Below are 25,861 nucleotides of genomic sequence, written 5' to 3'. Positions count from 1 at the left end.
CAAATAACTCATGTAGGCAACTGTTTGGGTATTCTACTTTTGTGTTGTTCCATTCCACTAATAACTGATGCCGTTCAGCTACACTTAGTAGAGGTAATTCGCTAAGACGTTGCTCTTGATTTGTCGCGATCGCCAAAAGCAAATTCTCAAAATATGCTGCCATTTTATTAATAGTAGCGGCATCAAATAAATCAGTATTATATTCAAATTTTGCTAACAACTCTTGCTCAGTTTCCCTTATTGATAAGGTTAAATCAAACTTAGCTGTTGCCGTTGGCATTTCTAAAAATTTAAGGGTCAATCCTGGGATTTTAACTTCTTCTGTTAATACGTTTTCTAGCACAAACATGGCTTGGAATAGCGGAGTATAAGCTAAATCACGCTTTGGCTGTAATTGTGCTACCAAAAGTTCAAAAGGCAAATCTTGATGATTAAATGCTTCCCAAGCGACATCCCGCACCCGCCCTAACAACTCTCGAAAAGACGGATTATCCGACAAGTCGGTACGCATCACAAGAGTATTGAGAAAATAACCAATAAGTGATTCCAAATCGCGGTTATGACGATTGGCAATGGTAGTACCAACACAAATATCTTCTTGGTCAGTATAGCGATAAAGAAGCGTTTTAAAAGCTGCTAGCATGGTCATGAAGAAAGTGGCTTTTTCCTGCTGACTGAGCTTTTTCAACTTTTGGGTAATATCTGCCCCAATTTTGATGGTAGTAGTGGCTCCTCGAAAAGTTTGAACAGCTGGGCGTGGGCGATCGCTTGGTAATTGTAAGATGGGGAGATTACCAGCTAGTTTTTGCTGCCAATAGTTCAGTTGTGTTTGAAAATCTGACTTTTGCAACTTTTGTTGCTGCCAATTAGCGAAGTCAGCATACTGAATAGGTAACTCTGGTAAAGGTGAAGGCTTACCTTGAGAGAAGGCTTCGTAGAGTGCGCTTAGTTCTCGCATAATAATCGCACTCGACCAAGCATCTGCGATCGCGTGATGGATCGTAAATATCAGCAAGTAATCTTCTAAAGCGAATTTCAGCAGTGTGGTTCGCAGTAATATTCCCTGTGCTAAGTTGAAAGACTGCTGAGATTCGGCTACAGATAACTGCCGGGCTTCTTGCCATTGCTCGGTTTTAGATAAATGCTGCCAATCTACTATCGATAGTTGCAAATTCAATTGAGGAGCGACAGCACAGAAGGCTTGTCCATCTACACTCTTAAATGTAGTGCGGAGAATTTCATGACGCTGTACGATTTCGTTAAGAGCTTGCTCCAAAACAGTTACATTCAACAATCCTGTGATTTGGATAGCAAATATCTGATTGTAAGCCGCGCTACCGCCTTCCAATTGATCGATAAACCACAGTCCTTGTTGCCCGAAGGACAAGGGTAGGTTTGCGTCCCGTGGAACTGGTTGAATCGCTTCAACAGTTGAACTAGCAGCAGAATTAACTTGTTTGAGAAATTGGATGATTTCAGCTTTGCGTTCGGCTATTTGTGCTTGCAGAATCGGTGTCAGTACTTCTTGAGGGGCATTACACCGCAAACGAACCTCTTCCAGAGGCGCTCCGCTAACGCCATCTAACCAAAGCCTGATGTCTAGATTACTAATATAGGATAAAAACTCTTGAATAGATTTCATAACTCAATTTCCACGCGATTAGTTAATGCTTTGTCGATGGGAGCTTGGAGTTTTTGAGCTGTGATATTAATCTCGTCAATGGACTTCGCCAAGCTAGCTAGAGTTGGAGTTTGCAGCAAACTTTGCATGGGTATATTGATCTGGAATTTTTCATGTACCCGCGAGACAACTTGAGTAACTTGTAGAGAATCTCCCCCCAGTTCAAAAAAATTATCGTTAATACCCACTTTCTCTATTCGCAAAACTTCTTGCCAAATACCAGCAACGATTTTTTCTGTTTCTGTTTGCGGCATGACATAAGCTGCTTTCACTGGCGATCGCAAACCTTGTAACCCAGGTAAAGCACGACGATCTATTTTGCCATTTGCTGTCAGTGGCAAAGTATCCAAAAGGACAAATTCAACAGGCAGCATATACTCAGGCAGCTTTGTCTGAAGAAAATCACGTAACTTTTTAGGTTTAAAACTTTGCACAGTTGATGGTGCTTGAGCAACAAAAACATCAAACCCAATTAAATCAGCAATAGAACCAGACTGGTTCATAAAAACGCTGTCTGTAAATTCCAAAGCAGCTAAGATTTTCTGCCATTGTTCTTTTGACAGCACTGGATGTTCTGAGCGGAGTTCTCGATCATCAAAGCGTTCAAACCCTTGCTGTAGTCCCATATTCAAATCAAATGAGGGATGAAATTGGGTTTTTTCAATTGCCAAAAGTAAACCATTGGGAGCTAACAATGAGCGAATATTTTTCAGTGTTTGCTCTATATATTGAGTGTTATGGATAACAGTTGCCGCAATAACTAAATCGAAGGAATGTGCTTCAAAACCTTGCTCGACAGGATTTTTCTCCAGGTCTAAAATGTCATAGCTCACAAAAGGATAGTTGGCAAATTTTTCTTGAGCTTGCTGGAGAAAGAACTGCGAAATATCGGTAAAAATGTAGGTAGTTTCTGATGGTAATAGGGGCAGTAAATGTTCTGTAGTCGAACCATAACCACCTCCAACTTCCAAAATTCGTAGTTGGTTTCCTGGCTCTAGGTTTTTTACCATTGTGGCAATCATTTCGCTTGCGATCGCATTGCAATCAGCGAACATGATTTTGTATATCTCGCGAGTCTTTTCGGAGACATAAATTTCTGCCGAATGGATTTTTTCGGTAATAATATCTGCTAAGTCCTCAAAAGGAGCATCAGGTATTAAATCCATCCAGGTTTTAGTAAACCCATGATTTATCTGAATTTCTTTTGACAGTTTTTGAAACACCGCAATTGGTAATTCCACAACACTGGTAAAAACTTTTCCCTGCTGCTGCAACCAACCTTCTTTAACCAATATTTGCAAAGCCCGATTTAACCATTTTTGATAGCGAGGAGCAATTTGACATCGAGACATTAAATCATCTACGTCATACCTCTCTCCTGGTGAGTTATAAACACCAAGCTTTCTCAACGCCCGACACACTGAAATAGTGTATAGATAATTTTGGTATTCCCATATTGCAGCGAAAGTGGGAACATCTGCTTCCCAAAAACTATTTTCAGCTTGTTGCAGTCCTGCTTGTACCAGAGATTGCCAAATTAGCTGAGATTTCTCAGCGTTTGCACTTTCCGTTTCCAAGCAACTTAATACTTGATCTTGCTTGGGAACCACATAAGCTACCAGATGTTGATTTTGCTCTGACTCCCCGACAGCAGTGACTATTGCATCTTTAATATCTGGGTGCTGTTTTAAAGCCGCTTCAATTTCTCCTGTTTCAATACGATATCCCCGGAGTTTGATTTGGAAATCCACGCGCCCCAAAAATTCAATGTTGCCATCAGGTAAATAACGACCGAGGTCGCCTGTACGGTAAATACGTTCTTTTGTGCGGGGATGGGTGAGGAAGTTCACAGCAGTTTTTTCTTCATCCTGCCAATAACCCTTAGCAACTTGGACTCCAGCGCAGTACATTTGACCGGGAACCCAAACAGGGCAATCTTCTAAAGCTTCATTCAAAATGTAGTATTTGGCATTTGCCATCGGTTTCCCATAAGGAATACTTTTCCAATTTGGGTTAACCTCTGTAATCAAATAACCAATATTCCAAATAGTTGTTTCTGTCGGGCCACCAATGCTGAGTATTTGTACTTTTGGTATTAAAGTTTGCAGACGGGTAGGCAGGGAAACTGGAAGCCAATCACCGCCTAGAATTGCCAAACGCAAGCTTGTTGATAATGTCACAGATTGATTCTCTGCATATTCCACCAACATCTTCATCATTGCGGGTACTGAGTTCCACAGTGTCACTTTTTCCCGCACCATCAACTCAGCCCAGTGAGCCGGATCTTTGGCTGCACAAGCATCGGGCATCACAATTGCACCGCCAGCACTTAAAAGACCAAATATGTCATAAACAGACAAATCGTGATTCAAAGCCGTTAAAGCTAGGATGCGGTCTTGAGAATTAATATTAAACCGTTGGTTTGTGTGGGCAAGTACGTTAACGACATTGCGATGAGTAATCATTACTCCTTTGGGCAAGCCAGTGGAACCAGAGGTGTAAATTACATAAGCTAAATCGTCAGGCGTTTGCACTGGTGGCAGTGGTTGGCTGTTCTCGTTGGCGAATGTTTCTGTATCTATGCACAAACGCTGTATTTCCAACGACCATGCCAATTTTTTATCCAAACAAGATTGAGTCAGAACGATTTTGGCCTGGCTATTTTCTAGAAGATATTCTCTGCGCTGTTGTGGCAATCCGGGATCGATGGGAACATAAGCCGCACCAGCAGCCAAAATTCCCATGACAGCCACAATTTGCTCCCATCCTTTCTGCATAACCACAGCTACCAGTTGGTTAGGCATAACCCCTAGTTGCCGCAGTCGATGACCGACTTGATTGGCAAGTGTGTATAGCTCTTGGTAAGTTAGGGTACGCTCGGATGAAATAACGGCGGGTTCCCCTCCTTGCTGTTGAACTTGCGCCGCAAACAAAGTATGTAGCAGTTTGTCGGGTGTTGGTGCGGTAGTTGCATTAATCACTTCCCGTTGCGCCAATTGAGCAGGAGGAATTAATTGTCGATTCGTCTGAGTCCAAGCTAATTCAGAAGTTGCTAGTTGTTCGAGGAAACGACAATAAGCCTCAAACATATCGATAATCAATCCTTCTGGGAAAAGTTCTTCGACCACATCCCAGTTGAAGGTCAATGCTCCCTGATCTTCCCAAACTTGAATATCCATCCAAGCTTGGGAAGCTTGACTGATACCATAGACCAATTCCCCAAAATGACTAAAGGTCAATGTTTCTTGTCCAAGAGAGCTAAAACCCAGAGTGCTAGTGAATACAACTGGCATGGCACTGGGAGCTTTACCCCGTCTGCGAGCCAATTCCCGCGTTACACGCACTCCACTGATATAGCGATGTTCTAAATCTTGCCAGAGTTGTTGTTGTAGCCGACGAGAGCGATCGCTAAATGGCTCTGGAGTAGAATTGTCAACAGCTAATAAGGTTACGGAGGTAAAGTCTCCTAGAATGTCGTTGACCTGGGGATGCAATGGCAGACGATTAAATAAGGCAAGATTAATCGTAAATCGCGGATTCCCCCAAATAGTCAAGATTTCGGCAAATGCAGCTAGCAAAACTCCAGAGGGAGTTAAACCAGCATGAGCAGCTCGTTGCTTTAATTGTTGCCAATCAGCTGGCTCTAATCGTCCTTGATAACGCTGATTTTGGTGTTGTTTGATTTCTTTGGGATTTTTTGCTAGCGGTAAGTCAGGGGCTGGGGGTAAGTCATCTAAACGATTGAACCAATACTCTTGCGATCGCTTGTATAATTCTGTATCTTGCAGTTTTTGCTCTGCTAAGACATAATCCCGAAATGAAAGTTTTAAAGGTGGCAATTCCACATGAGGATTTTGGTAAATTTGATACCATTCGTCAAAAAAACGAAACATACTCCAGGCATCAAATATCTGCAAATCGTAGCTGAAATGCAGACGGATGCGTTGCCCATTTAAACGTGTGGCTCGCAACTCAAACACTGGCCATTGGTCAGCCGACAGCACTTGATGAGACATCCGCTCACGAATATTCGCGATCGCCGAGGCGACAACTGCATCGTCTTGTCCTCTCAAATCTAAAACTTCAATTTCGTAAAAAGGGACTTGTTCAAGAATCACTTGCTGACCGCTGGGTAAGACTATAGCCCGCAACATATCGTGACGCTCAATTAATGCTTGCAAGGCTTGATTCAACCGTTCTAGGTCTAAATCAATACATTCAATTTCGTAATAACCATGATTGGCAACATTGCTAAGCTCTAAGATACCACTACGGCCTACCCAAAAGGCGTGCTGCATATCGGTGAGAGGAAAAGGTTCGTGCCGTTGTGCTAAACATGGCACAACCACTGGCAAATCAGTATTATTAGCTACTATATTATTCTGACGTAATAACAATAGAAGTTCAGCTTTAGACTCAGCTAGTGAGTTACGTAGTTCTGGTGTCAGTGCTTGCTGAGGAGCACGAATGCGTAGTTGGTCGCCCTCAGCCCACAAATTCACCCCTCGCTCAGAGAGTTCAGATAAAAGTTTATATAAGCTCATAGTGAAATTTCCTCCATATTTGCACTGCTATCAGTGGATGAGGGGTTTGATAGGATGAGGTTGGCTAGTGTGATTTGCTCAAGTAATAATTCGGCTAGATGAGCGATGGTGTTTTCGCCAAAGAATTTCTCCATTGGCACTCGCACCTGGAGATCGGCCTCAATTCGCCTTTTAAGTTCAAAAATCATTAGAGAATCAACCAGTGAAGCGAGTGGCTGTTGCGGGTTGAGTTTAGCTAATGGCAGTTGTAGTGAACTGGCCAGCCCTTCTAAAAGATATATCTCTAGCATCTGCTGACGTTTCCCTAGTTCAACAGCCAGGAGTTTTTCTCTAGACAGACTGTTTTTTTTAATTTGCTGGGTGGCGGTTGGATTGAAGCTGGTTTTTTTACCTGCTTCAGTAGCACGTTGGATAATTTCATGACTTACACGCTTTAGTTGTGTATTGACAACTTCTGCTACTAGCTGTCCAGTTTCATCAAATAGGTGGATGTCTGCGGAAACTGTTTCCTGGTAATTTTCTTGCCCGTCACCAAGTCGAACAATAGCTTCACACCACAATCGGTTTCCTGAATAACCATAAAATTGCAAGTTCTCACAACCTGAAAGTAGGTAATTATGAGGTTGGTTAGTCAGATAAGGGATAGCAATTTGGAATAAAGCATCCATACTTGCCAACGGCAGATGATATCGGTTATCAAATAGCTCTGCTGTTTGGGGAAGTTGTATTTCCCCTAGCGCACGTCCATTACCTACCCAAATTCGCTCTAAGGCTTGGCAACTTGTCCCTAAAAATATTCCCCGCTCTGCCATAATCTGGTAAAACTCAGTTCTGGAAATTTCCTTGTCGTATTGTGCCTGAACTTTTTCTAAAGAAATGCATTTTCGACTAGAGGCGGCTATTTTTGTTTTAGCGATCACAACTTTTCCCGCAGCGTGGAGCGTCCAAGCTGTCTGTTCATTTGTAAGACTAAAAATTTGGAAAGAAAGTTTGCCAGAATCTTCAGATAAAATCAACTGCACGGTACGAGCTACTTTTTCAGGTAACAGTAGAGCCTGAAAAATAAATATATCTTCCAAAACACAAGGTTTCGTACCAAAGGCTTCCACTACCCCAGCAAAAACCATCTCCAAATAAATTACAAAATTAACCAGTGGTATCCCATAGGCTTGATGATCGCGCACAAGCGGCAGTGAATCAATGCTGAATAGAGACTCAAACTGAATTTGCTGGAGTGGAGATTGCAGGCGTTTGCCCAAAAAAGGATGAGCTATTTCTGGTAAAGATGGGAGCGATTCTTGAGGCTGTAGCTTAACAGCTTTAGTCCAGTATCGTTGTCGCTCAAAAGGATAGGTAGGAAGCGACAGCCGATAACGTCGATAGTCGCAATCAAATCCAACCCAATCAACCTCTTGACCTTGGGCGTACAACGTGCATAAGCTTTGCAACAACACTTGCCAGTCTTGTTGTCCTTTCCTTAAAGAAGGCAACCAAATGCCGACACCTTGAGGTAAACACTGCTTACCCATACCAATTAAGGTGGTGTTTGGCCCAATCTCTACAAATATTTCACAGTCTTGTTCGTGTAGAGTCTGCATATTTGCAGCAAACCTGACAGTTTGCCGAATATGACAACACCAGTAATCAGCACTAGCAACAATTTCTCCCTCAGCTAGTTGCCCGGTGACATTGGAAACTAAACTAATCTTGGGGTGTGAGTATGTAACCTCAGCTGCTATCCGTTCAAAATCATCCAGCATCGGCTCCATTAAAGAAGAGTGAAAAGCGTGAGATACCTTTAACTGCCGAGTCTCAACTCCTGAAGCTTCCAGTTTAGATACTAAAGATCGGATATCTGCACTCTCCCCGGAAATTACCACATTCCCAGGAGTGTTAACCGCAGCAATGGCAATTTGTTGGCCGGATTCTACTGCGGCTAACACTTGCGCTTCACTGCCAAACACAGCCACCATCTCACCCCCGGACGGTAAAGCTTGCATTAACCGTCCCCGCTCGGCAATCAGTTTCAACCCATCTTCTAAACTAAATACTCCGGCAATACAGGCAGCAACATACTCTCCTACACTATGACCCATGACGATTGTCGGCCGTATTCCCCAAGATTGCCACAATTGAGCTAGGGCATACTCCACCGCAAACAAGGCTGGTTGGGTGTAAGCTGTCTGGTCTAATTTGGCATTTGCCGTTTCACTAGGATAAAGAACATCCAGTAATGATGTTTCTAAGTAGGGACGTAGAATTTGTTCGCACTGATCTATGCAAGCGCGGAATGTCGGTTGAGTCTGGTACAGTTCCCGTGCCATGTTGATGTACTGGGAACCTTGTCCTGTAAAGAGAAATGCGATTTTTCTGTTGTGTGGATGCTCGCTTTTTACTGAGTACTCATCAACTCCTGAGGCTTCTAACTGTTGGTGTAAAGACGATAGCGAATCAGCTACTATGGCTAAACGATGTTCAAAATGCGATCGCCCTGTATTGGCTGTAAAACAGATATCTGCTAGTGACTCTGTGGGGTTGGCTGTTAAGTAATTTGTGATGCGAGTTGTGAGTTCTTTTAATCCTGTCTCGCTTTTAGCTGATAGTGCTAATAGATGGATCGGGCGTTTAACTAGCGATCGCTCCAATTCTCTGACTGGTGCTTCCTCAACTATGACATGGGCATTAGTTCCACTCATACCAAAAGCACTCACCCCAGCTAGGCGACGTTGTCCTGCTGCTACAGACCAGGGAGTTTGTTCGGTAGGAATTTTTAGACAAGTCCCTGTCAAAGAAATATGAGGATTCAGCTGTTTGAAATGTAGGTGTGCTGGAATTTTTTGGTGCTGCATTGCCAACACTACTTTAATTAGACCAGCTATCCCGGCTGCTGGTTCTAGATGACCGATATTCGTCTTTGCTGAACCAATCATTAGAGGTTGTGCTGCTGTACGTTCTTTAGCAAACACGGCTTTTAATGTTTGAATTTCAATCGGGTCGCCCAAAGCTGTGCCTGTACCGTGGACTTCTACATAACTAATTTCAGTCGGCTCTATTTTGGCGTTTTTGAGAGCAGCACGAATCACTTTCTGTTGGGAGAGACTATTGGGAACCGTCAGTCCACTGCTACACCCATCATGGTTAATGGCGGTTCCTGGAATTAGGGCAAGGATGCGATCGCCGTCTGCAACTGCGTCACTAAGGCGTTTGAGAACTATCATCCCACATCCTTCTCCTCGCCCATAACCGTCGGCGGCAGCATCAAAAGTCTTGCAACGGCCATCAGCAGCTAAAGCTTTGACTTTAGACATGGCAATAGTGGTGATGGGTGACAGCATTAAGTTGACTCCACCAGCCAAGGCTAAGTTACACTCTCCCGAACGCAAACTCTGGCAAGCTAGATGAACTGTGACTAAAGACGACGAACAAGATGTATCTACAGTTAATGTCGGCCCGTGCAGTCCTAAAATATAAGCTAAACGACCTGCCCCAACACCAAAGTTAATGCTACCTGTGGCTGTGTAAACATCAATGTTGCTCGGTGCAGAGAAAGCTTCTAGTTGGACATAGTCGTTATTACACATCCCAACAAATACCCCAGTTAAGCTACCGTTGAGCTTTTCTGGTGCTTGAGCTGCGTTTTCTAAAGCTTCCCAACCTACCTCCAGTAATAGCCGTTGCTGTGGATCTAAGCTGATTGCTTCTCTAGGAGAGATACCGAAAAACTCAGCATCAAACTCTTCTACACCATCCAAAAAGCCACCCCGTCGCACATACATCTTGCCCGGAGTTTCTGGATTGGGGTCGTAGAAAGCATCTGTATCCCACCTTGAGGCAGGCACTTCTGTTGTGGCATCTACACCATCACGCAATACCTGCCAAAAAGATTCTATATCTTTGGCACCAGGGAATCGGCAACCCATACCAACGATCGCGATCGGCTCACTCTGTGATTTCTCAATGGCATCAAGTTTAGAGCGCATTTCTTTGAGAGCTAAAGCCGCACGTTGTAATGGAGATAGTTGATTAATGCTTTCTGAAGTGCTGCTCACGTTAATTTCCTATACCTAATGTTTCTAACTCTTTATCAACTAATGCTGCTAATTCTTCTTCAGATAATTCTTGGATTTGTGCCAAGATTTTTGCCTGTTCTTCGGTGTTTTGATCAGATTGTTTCTGAGAATCGGGAAGTGATTCAACTAAAATAATCTCTTTCAGTAAATATTCGGTTAAAGACTCAATATTTGGGTATTCAAAAGTTAAAGTTGAATCTAGATTATGCCCTAAACTCTTTTGCAGAATATTTTTTAAATCAACAGCCATTAAGGAATCCATACCCATCTCAAAAAAGCCAACATTGGGCTTAATTAACTCGGCATCAAGTCTCAAAACAGCAGCGACTTTATTTTGAATATAAGAAATTAAAGCATTTTTCTGTTGATTTGGAGGAGTCTTTTTTAACCTTTGTAAAATTTCCGCCTGTTGATATTGCGTTGTTAATGGAGTTTCGCTAGCTATCTCAGACAGAAATGAAGATGTAAAATTACTAGGAAATAGTTTGAAGTATTTCGACCAATCTACCGCCAGTACGCCAATTTGAGGAAGTTTTTGTTTAAGTAGTTGTCCTAGAACTTGCAAACCTTGCTTTATGGCAATAAAACTTACACCTGCATCTGTCCATCGCTGTTGGTCGCGGCTAGCCATCGTTGCTGCCATTCCGACTTCATCCCAGGAACTCCAGTTGATGCTTAAGGCTGGTAATCCTTGTAATTGCCGATAGTGAGCCAGAGTATCTAAAAAGGCGTTAGCTGCGGCATAAGAACCTTGACCTAGTGAACCGTGTAAGGAAGCCGCCGACGAAAAATTAATCAAAAAGTCTAAAGGCATATCTTGGGTTTGAGTGTGTAGGTTCCACGCTCCTGCTACCTTTGGAGCCATGACTTTCACAAAGCGGTTCCAATCTTGTTTGAGCAGTACGCCATCGTCAAGAACCCCTGCCATATGAATAATGCCTGCTAGAGAGGGGAATTTGCTAATGTCTACAAAAACTCTTTCTACCTCAACCTTTTGAGAGATATCTGCTTGAGCTACTAGGACTTGAACTCCCTGGTTTTGGAGTGAGAGCAACTGCGTTTGGATGTTGGCACAAACAGCACTACGTCCTACTAGTACCAAGTAACGAACACCTTGGTCTACTAGCCACTGAGCTACTTTCAATCCTAAGCCGCCCAGACCACCGGTAATTAAGTAAGTGCGATCGTTTTGAATCCTGAAAGACTTTGTTTGCACTTTCTCGCCTTGGCTGGGGACTAGACGAGCTACAAACCGATGTGTATCGCGGAGTGCTACCTGCATCTCAACCTCTGGATTCCTCAGCTCCTCGAATAGCATTTGGGCTGCTGCTTCTAAGGAAGCACTATTTCCTAAATCTACTAGCCCTGCGAACATTTCAGGGTGTTCTAAGGCTATAACCCGGCCGAGTCCCCAAATTGGTGCTTGCGCTACTGCTAATGAGTCTACCTCTATGGGTTGAGTATTTTGAGTTACTAACCATAGACGAGGCAACTGGGGAAACTTTACTGAGCAAAGAGCTTGTACTAAATGAAGAATGCTGCCACAGTTGCGGTCTTGGTCTGTCTCTAAGGAATCTATTGTCGTTACTTCGGTGGCTGTACTATCTAGGCTCCATAGATGCACTACTCCCCGGCAGGATGGGCGATTATCGCTTGCTAATACTTCCTGCAACAAGCTTTGGAAATCTTCCAGCTGTCTTGGGTCGATCTGCTTGTGTCCTGGCTGGGAAGTTTTATCGGCTTCGCTAGCAAATACAATGAAACAGGTTTCGCCTTGCTTCTCAAACAAAGATGCTAGAGCTAAACCTACACCACCCCGGTCAGCAAAAATTAACCAACTACCGGGTTGTTCTGGTTGCATTCTCTGCCATCCTGCTGCCATGCGAGTTTTTGGCTGCCATTGCACTTCGTAAAGCCAATCTTTATCAGGAGCAAGTGTCGCTGTCTGTGCCGATTTAACCGATTCAATCCAATAGTGCGATCGCTGGAATGGATAGGTTGGTAATTGTAGGCGGTGGCGCGGATAGTTTTTGTCAAATCTGCTCCAATCCAGTTCAACACCACGCAAATACAAATTTTTTACACTACTGAGTAAAGTCTGCCAATTAGAATGTTTTTTGCGTAATGAAGGTAGCCAAACCTGGTTATTCTCTGGTAAACACTGACGACCCATCCCCAGTAGTACGGGACTTGGACCAATTTCGATAAATATTTCATAGCCTTGCTCGTGCAGAGTCTGCATACTGGCTGAAAACCTTACCGTATCTCGAATGTGCCGACTCCAATATCCAGGTTTAGCAATCTCTTTTCCTGTTGTCAACTTGCCAGTGACGTTGGAAATCAGCGCAATCTTGGGAGATGAATATTTAACTTGAGCTGCAATTTGCTCAAAAGTATTTAGGATCGGTTCCATCAAAGGAGAGTGAAAAGCGTGCGACACTTTTAACTGTCGGGTTTCGATTCCTTTTGCTTCTAGTTTAGCTAGTACTGCTTGGACTGCCTCACACCTACCCGAAATTACAATGCTCTCCGGGCCATTAATCGCAGCGATGGAGATTTGTTCAGCATAAGGAGCTACGGCTGTTGTTACTTGCTTCAAGTCGGAAAATACCACTGCCATCTCACCCCCGGACGGCAAAGCTTGCATTAACCGTCCCCGCTCGGCAATCAGTTTCAACCCATCTTCTAAACTAAATACTCCGGCAATACAGGCAGCAACATACTCTCCTACACTATGACCCATGACGATTGTCGGCCGTATTCCCCAAGATTGCCACAATTGAGCTAGGGCATACTCCACCGCAAACAAGGCTGGTTGGGTGTAAGCTGTCTGGTCTAATTTGGCATTTGCCGTTTCACTAGGATAAAGAACATCCAGTAATGATGTTTCTAAGTAGGGACGTAGAATTTGTTCGCACTGATCTATGCAAGCGCGGAATGTCGGTTGAGTCTGGTACAGTTCCCGTGCCATGTTGATGTACTGGGAACCTTGTCCTGTAAAGAGAAATGCGATTTTTCTGTTGTGTGGATGCTCGCTTTTTACTGAGTACTCATCAACTCCTGAGGCTTCTAACTGTTGGTGTAAAGACGATAGCGAATCAGCTACTATGGCTAAACGATGTTCAAAATGCGATCGCCCTGTATTGGCTGTAAAACAGATATCTGCTAGGGATTCTGTGGGGTTGGCTGTTAAGTAATCGCAGTAGCGTTGAGCCAATTCCTGCAAAGCAATTTCATTCTTGGCAGATAAAGTGAGAATATGCTGCGGACGCTCAAACGTTTCAGTCGCCCTACGATGCTGACTCCCCAGTTCTCCTGCTTCCTCTAAGACTATATGGGCGTTGGTGCCACTCATCCCAAAGGAACTGACTCCCGCAATGCGGCGTTGACCATCTATTGAAGGCCAAGGGGTTAGATCAGTGGGAATCGCAACGGGAAGTTCTTCCCAGGCGATCGCAGGATTTAGCTTTTTCAAATGCAGATGCGGCGGGATTTCCCTATGTTGCATTGCTAGTACGACTTTGATTAGACCAGCTATCCCGGCTGCTGCTTCTAAATGACCAATGTTAGGCTTTACAGAACCTAAGACTAGGGGCTGATTTGGCGATCGCCCTTTGCCTAATACGTTTGCTAAAGCTTCAACTTCTATGGGGTCTCCCAATGCTGTGCCTGTGCCGTGGACTTCTACATAACTGATTTGTGCAGGTTCTACCCGACCATTAGCAAGGGCAGTGTTAATCAGTTTTTGCTGGGCTAATCCATTGGGAACTGTCAGTCCACTACTACGACCATCATGGTTAATTGCCGTGCCTCGAATCACAGCTAGGATGTTGTCATTATCCGCTATGGCATCCGTAAGACGTTTAAGGACTACTATCCCGCAACCCTCTCCCCGTCCATAACCGTTGGCTTCGGCATCAAAAGTTTTACAGTAACCATCAGGGGACAAAGCCTGCATTCTACAGAGAACAATGTTTAAATTCTCTGATAACATCAAATTTACCCCGCCAGCTAAGGCAAGGCGGCATTCTTCGTTACGCAAGCTTTGACAAGCTAGGTGGACTGCTACTAAAGATGACGAACAGGCTGTATCTACGGCTAAGGTAGGCCCTTGTAAACCTAGAAAGTAAGATAAGCGACCTGCTGCGACGCTGGCAGTGTTGCCTGTAAAAGTATAAGCATTTAAGTTAGTAGCATCGCCAGACATCAGCTGAAGTTGTTTGTAGTCATCGCTATTTATCCCTATAAACACGCCACTACTGCTGTTGTGCAGTTTGTCTGGTGCTTGAGATGCATTCTCCAGAGCTTCCCAACTCACCTCCAGTAACAGCCGTTGCTGAGGGTCTAAACTGACAACTTCACGGGGAGCAATTCCAAAAAAGGCAGCATCAAACTCATCTACCCGTTCCAAAAATCCCCCTCGACGGGTATAAATCTTACCAGCACTTGCAGGGTTTGAATCGTAATGGATATTTAAATCCCACCTATTTGATGGTACTTCTTTAATAGCATCTACTCCATCTTTGCATAGTTGCCAGAAAGATTCTAAATCGGCTCCTCCCGGAAATCGGCACGCCATACCAACAATCGCTATTGGCTCATTTTGTCTTCGCTCCATAGCCTCAAGCTTAGATTGCATTTCTTCTAATTTGAGAAATGCTTGTTTCAGTGGAGATAAATGTGAGAAGCGTTCTGAAATCTGATCCATCTCAATTTTACTACTAATTATTAATACATATCAGACTATTCTGCACTTATAGAAATTATATAAATGTCTTGAATTATGGAAAATTATCTTTTTTAAAAAGATTGCAATTTTTTGAGTAATAATGCTTCTATTTCTGCTTCGGAAAAATATTCTATCATAGTAGCATTTGTCTCCAAATAATTTTCATTTTGGCCTAATAAATCATTAGATTTTCCTGAAACAAAAAATATTTCCTTGGCAAAATATCCTGCGAGAGCCTCAATGGTTGGATAATTAAAAGTCACAGTTGCAGAAACAAAATATCCCAGAGTAGTTTTTAATCTATCTCTTAATTGCACAACCATTAAAGAATCCATACCCATTGCGAAAAAGCCAATTTTTATATCTGGTAATTGTCCAGAACGCAAACCCAAAATTTTTGCAGCTTCTGTTTGAATATGGGTAATTAAAAAATCCAAGCGATCGCTCTCTGGAATTAGTTGTAACTGTGGTAATTTGGAGGCTTGTTGCTTTTGGAAAACAGATTCTTGCTCCTTAGGAACAATTTTTTGTGGTGTGGACGGAGGATTGCTTTCCTCAAACCAATATCGTTGTTCTTGCCAAGGGTATGAGGGTGGACTAATAAACCCTCCTGGAGTTGGATAGAGTTGGAGCCAATTAACTGGATGTCCTAATGTATAAAGTTGTCCAAGAGATTTCAGCATCACTGTACGATCGCTTTGGTTAAAGTGCAGGGAGGGAAGTGTAATCACTTGCTTCTCTGGGACGCACTGAATAATTGATTGAGAAAGAACTGGATGAGGTGCAATCTCAACAAAGATGTCATAACCTTCGTTGGCGATCGCGCTGATTGCTTGTGCAAAGCACACTGGTTCTTTGATGTTTTCAATCCAGTAGTTAGCATTAAAGTCGCCAACTTTATAAGCACTTCCTGTCACTGTTGAGAAAATAGGAATTGACGGCTCTTGTGGTTTAATTCTTTGGACAAGAGAGGTTAATTGCTCCTGAAAAACTATTTTCCCCCGACTTGTTGTTTGTTGCATCAATTGGCTGTGGTAAAAAACTATCTGCACAGCATCTGCAAGAGTTAGGATATCGGCTACATAAGCCGCCGCTACTTCTCCCAAACTGTGGCCTACAACTGCTTTGGGAATAATTCCCCAAGAATTCCATAAGGCGGCTAAAGCAACTTGAATGGTAAAAATTGCTGGTTGTGCGTATGCCGTTTCCCCTAAACGAGACTCATCTTCTGGTTTTTGTATCTCCTCCAAGACAGACCAATTGAGATAACGCCGGAACTCGCGATCGCACTCTTGGCAGACAGCTTGGAACACACTTTCACCAAGCAATTCCTGTCCCATAGTCGGCCATTGAGAACCTTGACCGGAAAACACAAAAACTACAGATGTATCTTGTCGCCGACGATTCTCCCAAATAAAGTCGCAAGTGCTATCTAAATTGTCTTGTGCAAACAAATTCAGGTATTGTTTTAACTCCTCAATGGATGCGATCGCTACAGCTAATCTGTGGTTAAGATGACTCCATCGGCGGCTGGCACTGTAACAAAGGTCATTAAGAGATATCTGAGTTTGTTCAGTTAATTGAATATATAGCTTTTTACTTAAATCTTTAAGTGCTGCGGGATTTTGAGCTGAGAGTGAAAAAATCTGAACTTGAGGCTGACTCGTGAGTAAAGAGTTCTGAGAATCTATAATCTTTGTCTCAAAATGTTGATTGTAAACATGATGCCAACGGATAGATTTTCCTAAAGTGTATAACTGACCGAGAGATTGTAAAATCACATATCGGTCTTCTTTGCCTCTGCGTAAGGACTCTAGCACTGTGCCTTCTTGACCATAATGTTGTAAGGTTTGTTGAATCGCTGGCACCAGAATCGGATGTGGACTTACCTCCAAAAAAGTGTTAAAGTCTTTTGTTAACAAATAAGCTATGGCTTGAGAAAATAATACTGGTTTTTTCAGCAAACCTGCCCAGTAAGATGCATTAAACTGATGCCCATCCAATGGAGTACCAGTCAATGTTGAAATCATCAAAGTCTCACCTGGTTGAGGTTTGATATCTTGAAGAATTTCCAACAACGGAACATCTAAAGATTCCATCTGTGGAGTATGAACGGCAATATTCGTCTTAACTAGTCGTCCAAAAATATTATCGCGTTGTAGTTGCGCTAATAATGTTTCTAATACTGCTTGGTTGCCTGAAAGGACAGTTGAAATAGGACTATTGTCAATAGCTGGGTAAACACTGCCTTCATAAGACAAGGTGGCTGCTTTGGCTTTTTCCCAAGGAAGTCCTACAAGTGCCATTGCTCCCGAACCACTCAAAATAGCAGCATTATGGCTAAGATGATAAATAATCCGCACTGCATCAGACAAGTTGAGAATACCAGCTACATGAGCAGCTGCAACTTCTCCTATACTGTGACCAACAACAACATCAGGTTTAATACCCCAGTGTTTCCATAAAGATGCTAGAGCAACTTCAATGGCAAAGAGAATCGGCCACATCACATCAATATCATTCAGCCGAGATTTTTCCTCAAACCAGACGGTAAGTTCTTCTAGCAAAGACCAATCTACATATTGCTGCATTAAGCGATCGCACTGTTCTAGAGTCGCCCGAAATACAGGTTCACTCTCTAACAACTGCTTGCCCATCCCGAACCATTGCGATCCTTGCCCGGAAAACACGAACACAATCGGGCGATCGCGAGTTTCAGTGCCTTTGTATAATCCCGTGGAATTTTTACCTTGCAGAAAATTCTCTAAATATTCTGCGGCTCTAGTGTGGGAATCAACAACCATAGCTAATTTGTGACTTCCATCAAGTTGATCAAAAGCTATGAGTTCTTTTAATGGCAATTTAGGGGTTTGTAATTTAACTTTTAATTCTTGGCAGAGAGACTGAAGTGTTTTTTCACTGTTTGCCGCTAGAGGAATTAGTAAGGGAAAACGAGAAGCCGAGATGTTGAGCAATTCTTGAACTACAACATGGCAGTTAGTTCCTCCAAAACCAAAGGAACTTACTCCAGCCAAAGCTGGCTCCTCTGGATAAGGCCAGTTAGTTAAAGATGTTTGTACTTTTAGATGTAGTTCGTCAAAAGGAATTTCTGGATTGGGTTGGTGAAAATGAAGGTTGGGTGGAATTTGTCGGTGTTTAATGGCTAGAACAACTTTGATCAATCCAGCTATACCTGCCGCAGCTTCGAGGTGTCCGATGTTAGTTTTGACGGAACCTAAAATTAACGGACGTTCTACAGGGCGATCGCGACTCAAAACTGCACCTAAAGCTTTAGCTTCTATTGGGTCTCCCAATTTTGTTCCAGTACCGTGGGTTTCAACATAATGTACTTGGTTGGGGTTAATACCAGCTTGCTCGTATACATCTTGCAATAAACCTTCTTGAGCTTTGGGATTAGGAGCGGTCAAACCATTACTGAAACCATCATTGTTGACTGCACTACCCCTAATGACACAATAGATGGGATCGCCCGCAGCCAATGCTAAGGAAAGAGGTTTTAGGACAACTATCCCTGCGCCCTCACTTCGAACGTAACCATCGGCATTCGCATCAAAAGTTTTACAGCGGCCTTCAGCAGATAAACCCCCAAACTTGGACATGATTGAGGTACTATTAGGGTCAATCGTTAAGTTGACACCACCAGCCAATGCCAGGGTAGATTCTCCTGAACGTAGACTTTGACAAGCTAGGTGAACAGCTACTAAGGAAGATGAACAAGCTGTATTTACCGTTAAACTCGCTCCTTGGAAACCAAAAATATAAGAAATGCGATTGGCAATGATACTTAAATCTTGGCCAGTGGCTGTATGTTGGGCAATTAACCCTGCTTGTTTGATGAGATTTGCATAGTCAGCCCACATTGCTCCCACAAACACACCAGTACGACTTCTTCTGAGGGTTTCAACTGGCAGCCCGGCATCTGCTAATGCTTCCCAAGTTAGTTTCAACATCAAACGCTGTTGAGGATCGATCTGAACGACTTCTTTTGGAGAAATGCCAAAGAAATTGGCATCAAATTTGTCGATGTCGTCTAGAAAGCCACCCCAACGGTTACTGCTCGCGTCATTATTAAAAGTATCTTTGCGCCAAAGTTCAGCAGGCAACGCGCTGATAGTATCTACTTCATCTTTAAGCAATTGCCAAAAAGCAGCAGTGCTTTGAACGCGGGGAAAGCGGCAGGCAATACCAATAATTGCGATTGGTTCAGTGGCTAATTTCTGAGATTTGCGCCTATTATTACTGCCAACTAACTGACGATTTGGAGTCCCAGCAAGATAACCAGCCAAAGTTTTAATATTAGGATATTCCCAGATGAGAGTAGGAGATAACTGACACCCTAACTCAGTAGCTAAGTTTTCAATCAGATTAGTTGCTCTAACTGAATCAAGTCCATAGTCGCTAAAGCTACTTTCAAGATCAATATTTTGGAAAGTAGTTTCTAGTAGAGATGCAAGCTGCGAAACTAACCAACCTTGAATGGATTTTACACTTTTCTCAAACATCATTTTGTAGCTTTAAAATCAAAAGACGCTTGAGAAATGCTACTTTCAACTGTTCATCAGTGAAAATATTTCCTTCACGCTTTTGAGTTATAGATTTCTTAAATTAGTAAATTCTTCAAGCTGTTGCTGAAGTTATTTTCAGTATTTGTTTTCAGCCAATGCTGACTATGTAATACCGAAAGCTAGACATAGGGATATGTTTTGCGGGAAGTGAACTACAAGTTGAGGCTCTGGAAATCGCATCATTCAATAAATCTAGTATTTTCCTCACAGTTCTATACTTGCATAACATACTTGCAATGTCTGATTTTAGTTTGACTGCGATTGCCCAAAACTCTAAGCTTTAATGGGTAATATTCGATTTGACCGCATTGTAGATTTGAGTCAGCGATATATCCTAACTGGTTTCTAGTAGTGTACCAACCCAAAATTGCTACGTGGAGGTAAGCAAGGGAGCAGGGGAGAACAATTGCAGTAAGTCTTTCCCCCCTGCCCCTCTGCCCCTCCGCTCCTCTGCTGACCACAACGCAAAGTTTCCTTGGCGAACTACTAGTTTCATTTTGATTCCTAACTGGTGTTTTGATAGAACAACAGATATCAAACACTTCTTGATCAGCACCTGCTTTTTGTTGATACATAATTAATGCTCAAACTTTAAAGATACATCCTGGGAGCACGCTCTATGAACTTTTGATAGCGGCTGCTTATGGTACATTAGACTCCTCATAAGTCACTGATGACCTAATTAATGCCTTGATTTTATTCAGTACTAGCATTGTTTGATACCAACGATTACAAGGTTAGAGACAAAATTTATATGCATTAATTGCAATTTTTTTCAATTAACCTCAGCCAATATTAATGGGAAATAGTTGCATTTAGCAATAGATTTATTATAATAATTACATATCAATATGTTTATAAAATATTTTTTTTAATTATATTACTAAAACTTGATGACTAAAATGTAACCGTTTTATGATATGTTGTTTGGCTGATTTAATAGAAAAACAAGGTATTATAAAAACCTCAGTATAAAACTTTTATAGTATTGATTTAAAAGAGTTTTTTTACTGTAGCTTTTTTAAAAATGTATTAAAAATAACTTACCTGTAGATTTTATTACTAGTTTTTACTACTCAATAAATTTTTGACGAAATTGACAAAAAGTATAATTTATAAATCTGGCTTGTTTATGAAACTTGTTTGCAATAAAATTATTTAACTTGCAAATTTAACACTAATAAATTTCAATTATTTAAAGTCGTGTCATTAACCAACAATGAATGACGCGATGGAGCATGAGGAAAGTAATGAAACCAGAGCAATTCGTTCACAGCTTTTTGTTCACCGTCTCAGTTGTCATGTTAATTGCAACTCCTGTCCAAGGAGAGCAGATCGCACAGAAAGAGGTAAAATCTTCTTTTTCGTATACTGAAACTGGTGAGAGTGCCAACCAAGCACCACCCAAACTTTCTAAAAGCCAGGCTGTAGAACCAAGTAGAAAAATTCGGCCACTAAGTGAGATAATCCAACCGCTGACCAATGCTCAAATGTTAGAGCAGTCGTCTAAACTTAGCCAAGCAGGTTCATCAGAAGTTATACAAATCACTGGAGTCCGGGTTAATCCTACTGCTCAAGGTGTAGAGGTAATTTTAGAAACTCCTTCAGGAGACAAGTTACAAGTATTACCGAAAAGCGAGGGTAGTGCATATATTGCCGATATTCCCAATACTCAACTGCGGCTAGCTGGGGGTAATGTATTCCGCCAGGAAAAACCAGTTGCAGGAATTACAGAAATCACGGTTAGTAACCAAGATGCGAACGCTATCCGGTTAGCGGTAATAGGAGAGACAGCTTTGCCAAAAGTTGAATTATTTGACAGTGACGAGGGTTTAATTTTTGGCTTTGTAACAACTCCAACTTCTACTACTGCTCCACAGGAACCAGGAACAGCACAAACGCCTGAAGCACAGCCGCAACAAGAGCCAGAAACAGCACAAACGCCTTCATCTCAACAACCATCAGAAGGTGAAACTCCACCACAATCAGAGGGCGAAACTCAACCAGAACAACCAACTGCTGAGACTGATGAGCCAATTGAACTAGTGGTAACTGGCGAGCAAGATGGATATAACGCATCCAACGCTACGACTGGTACTAGAACCGACACTCGTATCTTCGATATTCCTCAATCAGTTCAAGTTGTGCCTGAAAAGGTGATTGAGGATCAACAAATAATTCGGTTGGATGAGGCATTAAACAACGTCAGTAATGTTATTTCTGGTGGTTTTGATACCGGCTCGGAAGCTAGATACACTATTCGAGGTTTTGATAATGCTCCTGTCTTGATTGATGGCTTCAGGCAATACGATTTTCAAGAGGTTCCAGAAACAGCAAATATAGAGCGTATCGAAGTTCTCAAAGGCCCGGCTTCAGTGCTGTATGGAGAAATTCAGCCTGGTGGGATCGTTAATGTTGTTACCAAAAAGCCTTTGACAGAACCTTTTTATGAGGCAGAGTTACAGTTTGGCAACTATGGTTTGATTCGACCCCGGATTGATATTTCTGGGCCGCTGACTACGAACGGACAAGAGTTTTATCGATTGAATCTGGCGTATCTAAATAGTGATGGTTTTCGAGATTTTGACCAGAATTTTGAGCAATTCTTTCTCGCACCTGCTTTAACTTGGAAGTTTAGCGATCGCACAAATCTAACCATTGATTTGCAGTATTCATACCGCAGACGACCACAAGATACCGGTTTGGTTGCCCTTGGGGACAGAGTAATCGATTTGCCTCGCGATCGCGTTCTCAATGAACCAGACGATTACATCGAGCGTAATTTCGTCAATACCGGATATAGCCTAGAACATCGTTTTAGCGATAACTGGACAATCCGCAATGCATTTCGATATGCAACAAGTAGTGTCTTTAGCGATCGATTGACGATTCCAATTGCCTTTGATGAGACCACTGGCGATCTGACTCGTGTATACGCTTATGATGATTTCAATTCGGATGACTATTCTCTACAAACAAATGTAGTTGGTAAATTTGCTACAGGTTCGATAAAACATACTCTGTTGTTTGGTGTTGATTTAAATCGAAACAACTCTACTAGTTTTGCTAGATCGAATTTTTCTAACCCAGTATCAATTAATGTCTTCAATCCAGTTTACGACAGTTCTCCAAGGCCAGAGCTAAACGATTTACTCTTCGATAGTAAATCTACAACAGATAGGTTCGGTATTTATATCCAAGATGAGATTGCCTTTTTTGACAATTTCAAATTACTAGCAGGTTTGCGTTATGAAACTGTAAATCAAAAAGTACAAAACGAGCCAGCATTTTTTAATTCTGGCGATGACACCAGTCAATTCAGCAATGCTTTGACTCCAAGGATAGGAATTGTTTATCAACCGATCAAACAAGTTTCCCTTTACGGGAGCTACTCACAATCATTTAATCCTAACGTTGATGTTTTTAGTGTCGATGGAAGCCCACTGGAACCGGAACGAGGTGAAGGTTATGAAATCGGAATTAAAACTGAATTACTAGAAGGTCGAATTTTTGCCACCTTGGCATATTTTGACATTACTAAAACAAATGTTGCTACAGAAGACCCGAATTTTCCTGGGTTAGGCTTTTCAGTGGCAACAGGTGAGCAGCGAAGTAGAGGATTTGAATTCGATATTAGCGGGCAAATTTTACCAGGATGGAATATTATTGCCTCCTACGCATACACAGATGCCGAAATTACAGATGACACTGATAGATCTATTGTTGGCAATACACTTACAGGTGTTCCCAGAAATAGCGCTAGTTTGTGGACGACCTATGAGTTACAAAGTGGTAGTTTGCAAGGTTTAGGCTTTGGAGTGGGATTTAATTTTATCGGCGAACGTGAAGGAGACTTGGAAAACACTTTTAACCTAGACAGTTACTTTCTCACCAATGCAGCTGTTTTTTATCGCCGAGATAATTGGCGGTTTGCTCTCAACTTCAAGAATGTTTTTGATGTCAATTATATTACTGGTGTGCCTTTCAGCAGAATCAGCGGTATCTACCCAGGGGAGCCTTTTACTGTGATTGGTTCAATTTCAGTGCAGTTCTAGCCAAAACTCTCCCCCAACAAAAGTTGCACTCAACATTACAGGACTTTATCTGTTGTGATTAGCATTAAAAGCTTAAAAAAATTTGTGTTGCTCGGTAGTTTGTATTTATCACAGTTCATGCCATTTTGGTTTTTATACCAGGCTTTACCTGTGTTTATGCGTCAAAAGGGGCTTTCTTTGGAAGCGATTAGTTTACTGCCATTGCTTTCGCTTCCCATCACATTGAAATTTCTTTGGTCGCCCTTGATTGACCGCTATGGTTTTACACGCTGGGGACACTATCGCTTCTGGATTATTTGTTTTCAAATCCTGATTGCTTCCATCACTGCTGTTAGTGCTTGGCTTGATGTGGAACACAACTTTAATGCGTTGCTGGTCTGTATGACAATCATATGTTTATTTAGTGCCAGTCAAGATATTGCTACCGATGCTCTGGCTGTAAGTTTACTAGAGCCGCATGAACGAGGTTTAGGGAATGCAGTGCAAAGTGCGGGTGGATCTCTTGGTGCAGCTATCGGTGGAGGAGGAATGCTAATTTTGCTTAATTATTGGGGGTGGACAGCCAGTCTGCAAATTTTGGCAGTAATAATGTTTGTCGCACTGATACCACTTTTTTGGCATCGAGAGGAGGTAAAGAACAAACAAATTGCATTAGATAATGCCATAAATGAGCGATACACAAATCTCACAGATCGGGTATCTGCTGTATCTTCATCTGTTACCAAGCCTACTATCACCCTTAGTACCAACTTTTTACTTCCTATTTCTTACTTTAAAATATTTATCAATTTTTGCCGTAGTCCAGGTATGAGGAACTGGTTGTTGGTCTTACTGTTGTATTCAGCAAGCAGCAGTATGGCAGGTACTATGTTTCGTCCTTTGCTGGTGGATATTGGGCTTTCTCTAGCAGATATTGGTTGGTTGATGGGAATTGTAAATACTGTTGCTGCGATACTTGGCGGAATTATCGCAGGTTTTCTGATTGCTCCTTGGGGACGAAAGCGTTCACTAACTATATTTAGTTTACTATGGGCAATGAGTATGGCGGCTTATCTAATTCCTGCATTTGGTGTGACTAGTTTATTTATTCTTTATTTTGTGGTAGTTAGCACAGAGTTTGCTGGTGGTATGATTGGCACAACTACGTTCACCATAATGATGGATAAAGCCAGGTCAGAATCGCCCGGCACCGATTATACAATCCAAACATCAGTCGGCATCTTTGGTAGTATTGTTGGAGCTGCAATTAGTGGCTTTCTTGCCCAGGCAACTGGTTATTGGGGAGTCTTCGCAATCAGTTTGGCACTCGCCATAATTAGCGTTTTAATGATTTCCAAATTCGTAAGGATTCAGGTCTAATATTGTGGAAGCAAAGAACAGTAAACCAAAAAGTTTTTAAAAGAAGAGCGATCGCTAAAAGGCTTGTAGCTTATGATACTTATACCAGTTCTCTATGAAGATGCATAGAATAAAGCTTCGTGAAATAGAGCTTTAAGAATGAGCGATCTGAAGTACTCAGATTCAACTGTACTTAAGTTCAGATTTATTTCAACTTAAGTTGAAATAATGAAACTAAAGGCTAGCAATTCCTCGCTTTAAAGCGATAATGGTTGCCTGGGTGCGATCTTTAGCCCCTAACTTGCTTAAAATCCGGTTGATATTTGATTTGACCGTGCTTTCGCTAACATTCAAAGCAGTAGCAATCTCCAGGTTGCTCATACCCTGTGCCACCAATTGAAGCACCTCTAACTCACGCTGGCTCAATTCTGGATGATTCATGCGCTGTACTAATTTGGCAGCAACATGCGGTGGAATATACTGCTGCCCCTCATGAACGGTACGAATAGCGGTTCGCAATTCGCAAGGTCTACAGTCCTTGAGCAGGTATCCCTTTGCCCCTGCCCGTAGCCCTTGATAAATATCCTCATCTCCGTCATAAGTCGTCAATACCATGATGCGAGCTGCTTTAAATTGGGCGCAAATCGTACTAATCGCTTCAACACCTCCCATTTGGGGCATTCGTAAGTCCATGAGGGTGACATCGGGTTGCGTTTGGCAAAATAACGCGATCGCCTCAATCCCGTCCTTGGCTTGACCCACAACAGTCATATCGGATTCTTCATTGATGATGGCTGCTAATCCTTGCTGAACTATGGCATGATCTTCAACAATCAGAACGCGAATGACTAGACTCAT

Annotated in this window: 8 protein-coding genes; 2 read left to right on the top strand and 6 right to left on the bottom strand. The window is 42.3% G+C overall.

The genetic code is table 11. The features are described from left to right. The 5 genes from RMY00_RS30500 to RMY00_RS30480 form a co-directional block, all read right to left on the bottom strand. Nucleotides 1–1,642 (bottom strand): condensation domain-containing protein (locus RMY00_RS30500; protein WP_322651103.1); only part of this gene is annotated, 1,642 nt, incomplete at its 3' end. After that, nucleotides 1,639–6,225: a non-ribosomal peptide synthetase gene (locus RMY00_RS30495; RefSeq protein ID WP_322651102.1), complete on the bottom strand. Its 4,587-nt coding sequence runs from the start codon at nt 6,223–6,225 to the stop codon at nt 1,639–1,641. The genes RMY00_RS30495 and RMY00_RS30500, both read right to left, overlap by 4 nt. Further along, nucleotides 6,222–10,274 (bottom strand): beta-ketoacyl synthase N-terminal-like domain-containing protein, encoded by a 4,053-nt coding sequence (locus tag RMY00_RS30490; protein WP_322651101.1) that lies wholly within the window; start codon nt 10,272–10,274, stop codon nt 6,222–6,224. Before RMY00_RS30490 ends, RMY00_RS30495 begins: the two co-directional genes overlap by 4 nt. A gap of 1 nt (nt 10,275) precedes the next feature. Beyond that, a complete protein-coding gene (locus tag RMY00_RS30485) occupies nt 10,276–15,003 on the bottom strand; it encodes a type I polyketide synthase (RefSeq protein ID WP_322651100.1) in 4,728 nt (1,575 codons plus the stop codon). A gap of 92 nt (nt 15,004–15,095) precedes the next feature. Further along, nucleotides 15,096–19,550: an acyltransferase domain-containing protein gene (locus RMY00_RS30480; RefSeq protein WP_322651099.1), complete on the bottom strand. Its 4,455-nt coding sequence runs from the start codon at nt 19,548–19,550 to the stop codon at nt 15,096–15,098. 1,310 nt (nt 19,551–20,860) lie between these two features. On the opposite strand from RMY00_RS30480, the gene RMY00_RS30475 reads away from it, so the two are divergent. Both RMY00_RS30475 and RMY00_RS30470 read left to right on the top strand, forming a co-directional pair. Then, nucleotides 20,861–23,665: a TonB-dependent siderophore receptor gene (locus RMY00_RS30475; RefSeq protein ID WP_322651098.1), complete on the top strand. Its 2,805-nt coding sequence runs from the start codon at nt 20,861–20,863 to the stop codon at nt 23,663–23,665. Nucleotides 23,666–23,719: 54 nt separating this feature from the next. Beyond that, complete coding sequence (locus RMY00_RS30470) at nt 23,720–25,024, top strand: MFS transporter (protein ID WP_322651097.1); 1,305 nt, start codon at nt 23,720–23,722, stop codon at nt 25,022–25,024. A gap of 213 nt (nt 25,025–25,237) precedes the next feature. Here RMY00_RS30470 and RMY00_RS30465 read toward each other — a convergent pair whose 3' ends face one another. Further along, nucleotides 25,238–25,861, bottom strand: a complete 624-nt coding sequence (locus RMY00_RS30465; protein ID WP_322651096.1) for a response regulator transcription factor — start codon at nt 25,859–25,861, stop codon at nt 25,238–25,240.

Source organism: Nostoc sp. ChiVER01 (assembly GCF_034531155.1).
GTDB lineage: Bacteria > Cyanobacteriota > Cyanobacteriia > Cyanobacteriales > Nostocaceae > Nostoc.
The sequence above is the reverse complement of the archived record's forward strand: the minus strand, read 5'-3'. Positions and strand labels throughout refer to the sequence as shown.

Excerpts from the sequence above, each read along its gene's own strand:
- RMY00_RS30485 (WP_322651100.1), bottom strand. The coding sequence starts at position 15,003 with ATGGATCAGATTTCAGAACGCTTCTCACATTTATCTCCACTGAAACAA.
- RMY00_RS30480 (WP_322651099.1), bottom strand. The coding sequence starts at position 19,550 with ATGATGTTTGAGAAAAGTGTAAAATCCATTCAAGGTTGGTTAGTTTCG.
- RMY00_RS30475 (WP_322651098.1), top strand. The coding sequence starts at position 20,861 with ATGAAACCAGAGCAATTCGTTCACAGCTTTTTGTTCACCGTCTCAGTT.
- RMY00_RS30465 (WP_322651096.1), bottom strand. The coding sequence starts at position 25,861 with ATGAGTCTAGTCATTCGCGTTCTGATTGTTGAAGATCATGCCATAGTT.
- RMY00_RS30495 (WP_322651102.1), bottom strand. The coding sequence starts at position 6,225 with ATGAGCTTATATAAACTTTTATCTGAACTCTCTGAGCGAGGGGTGAAT.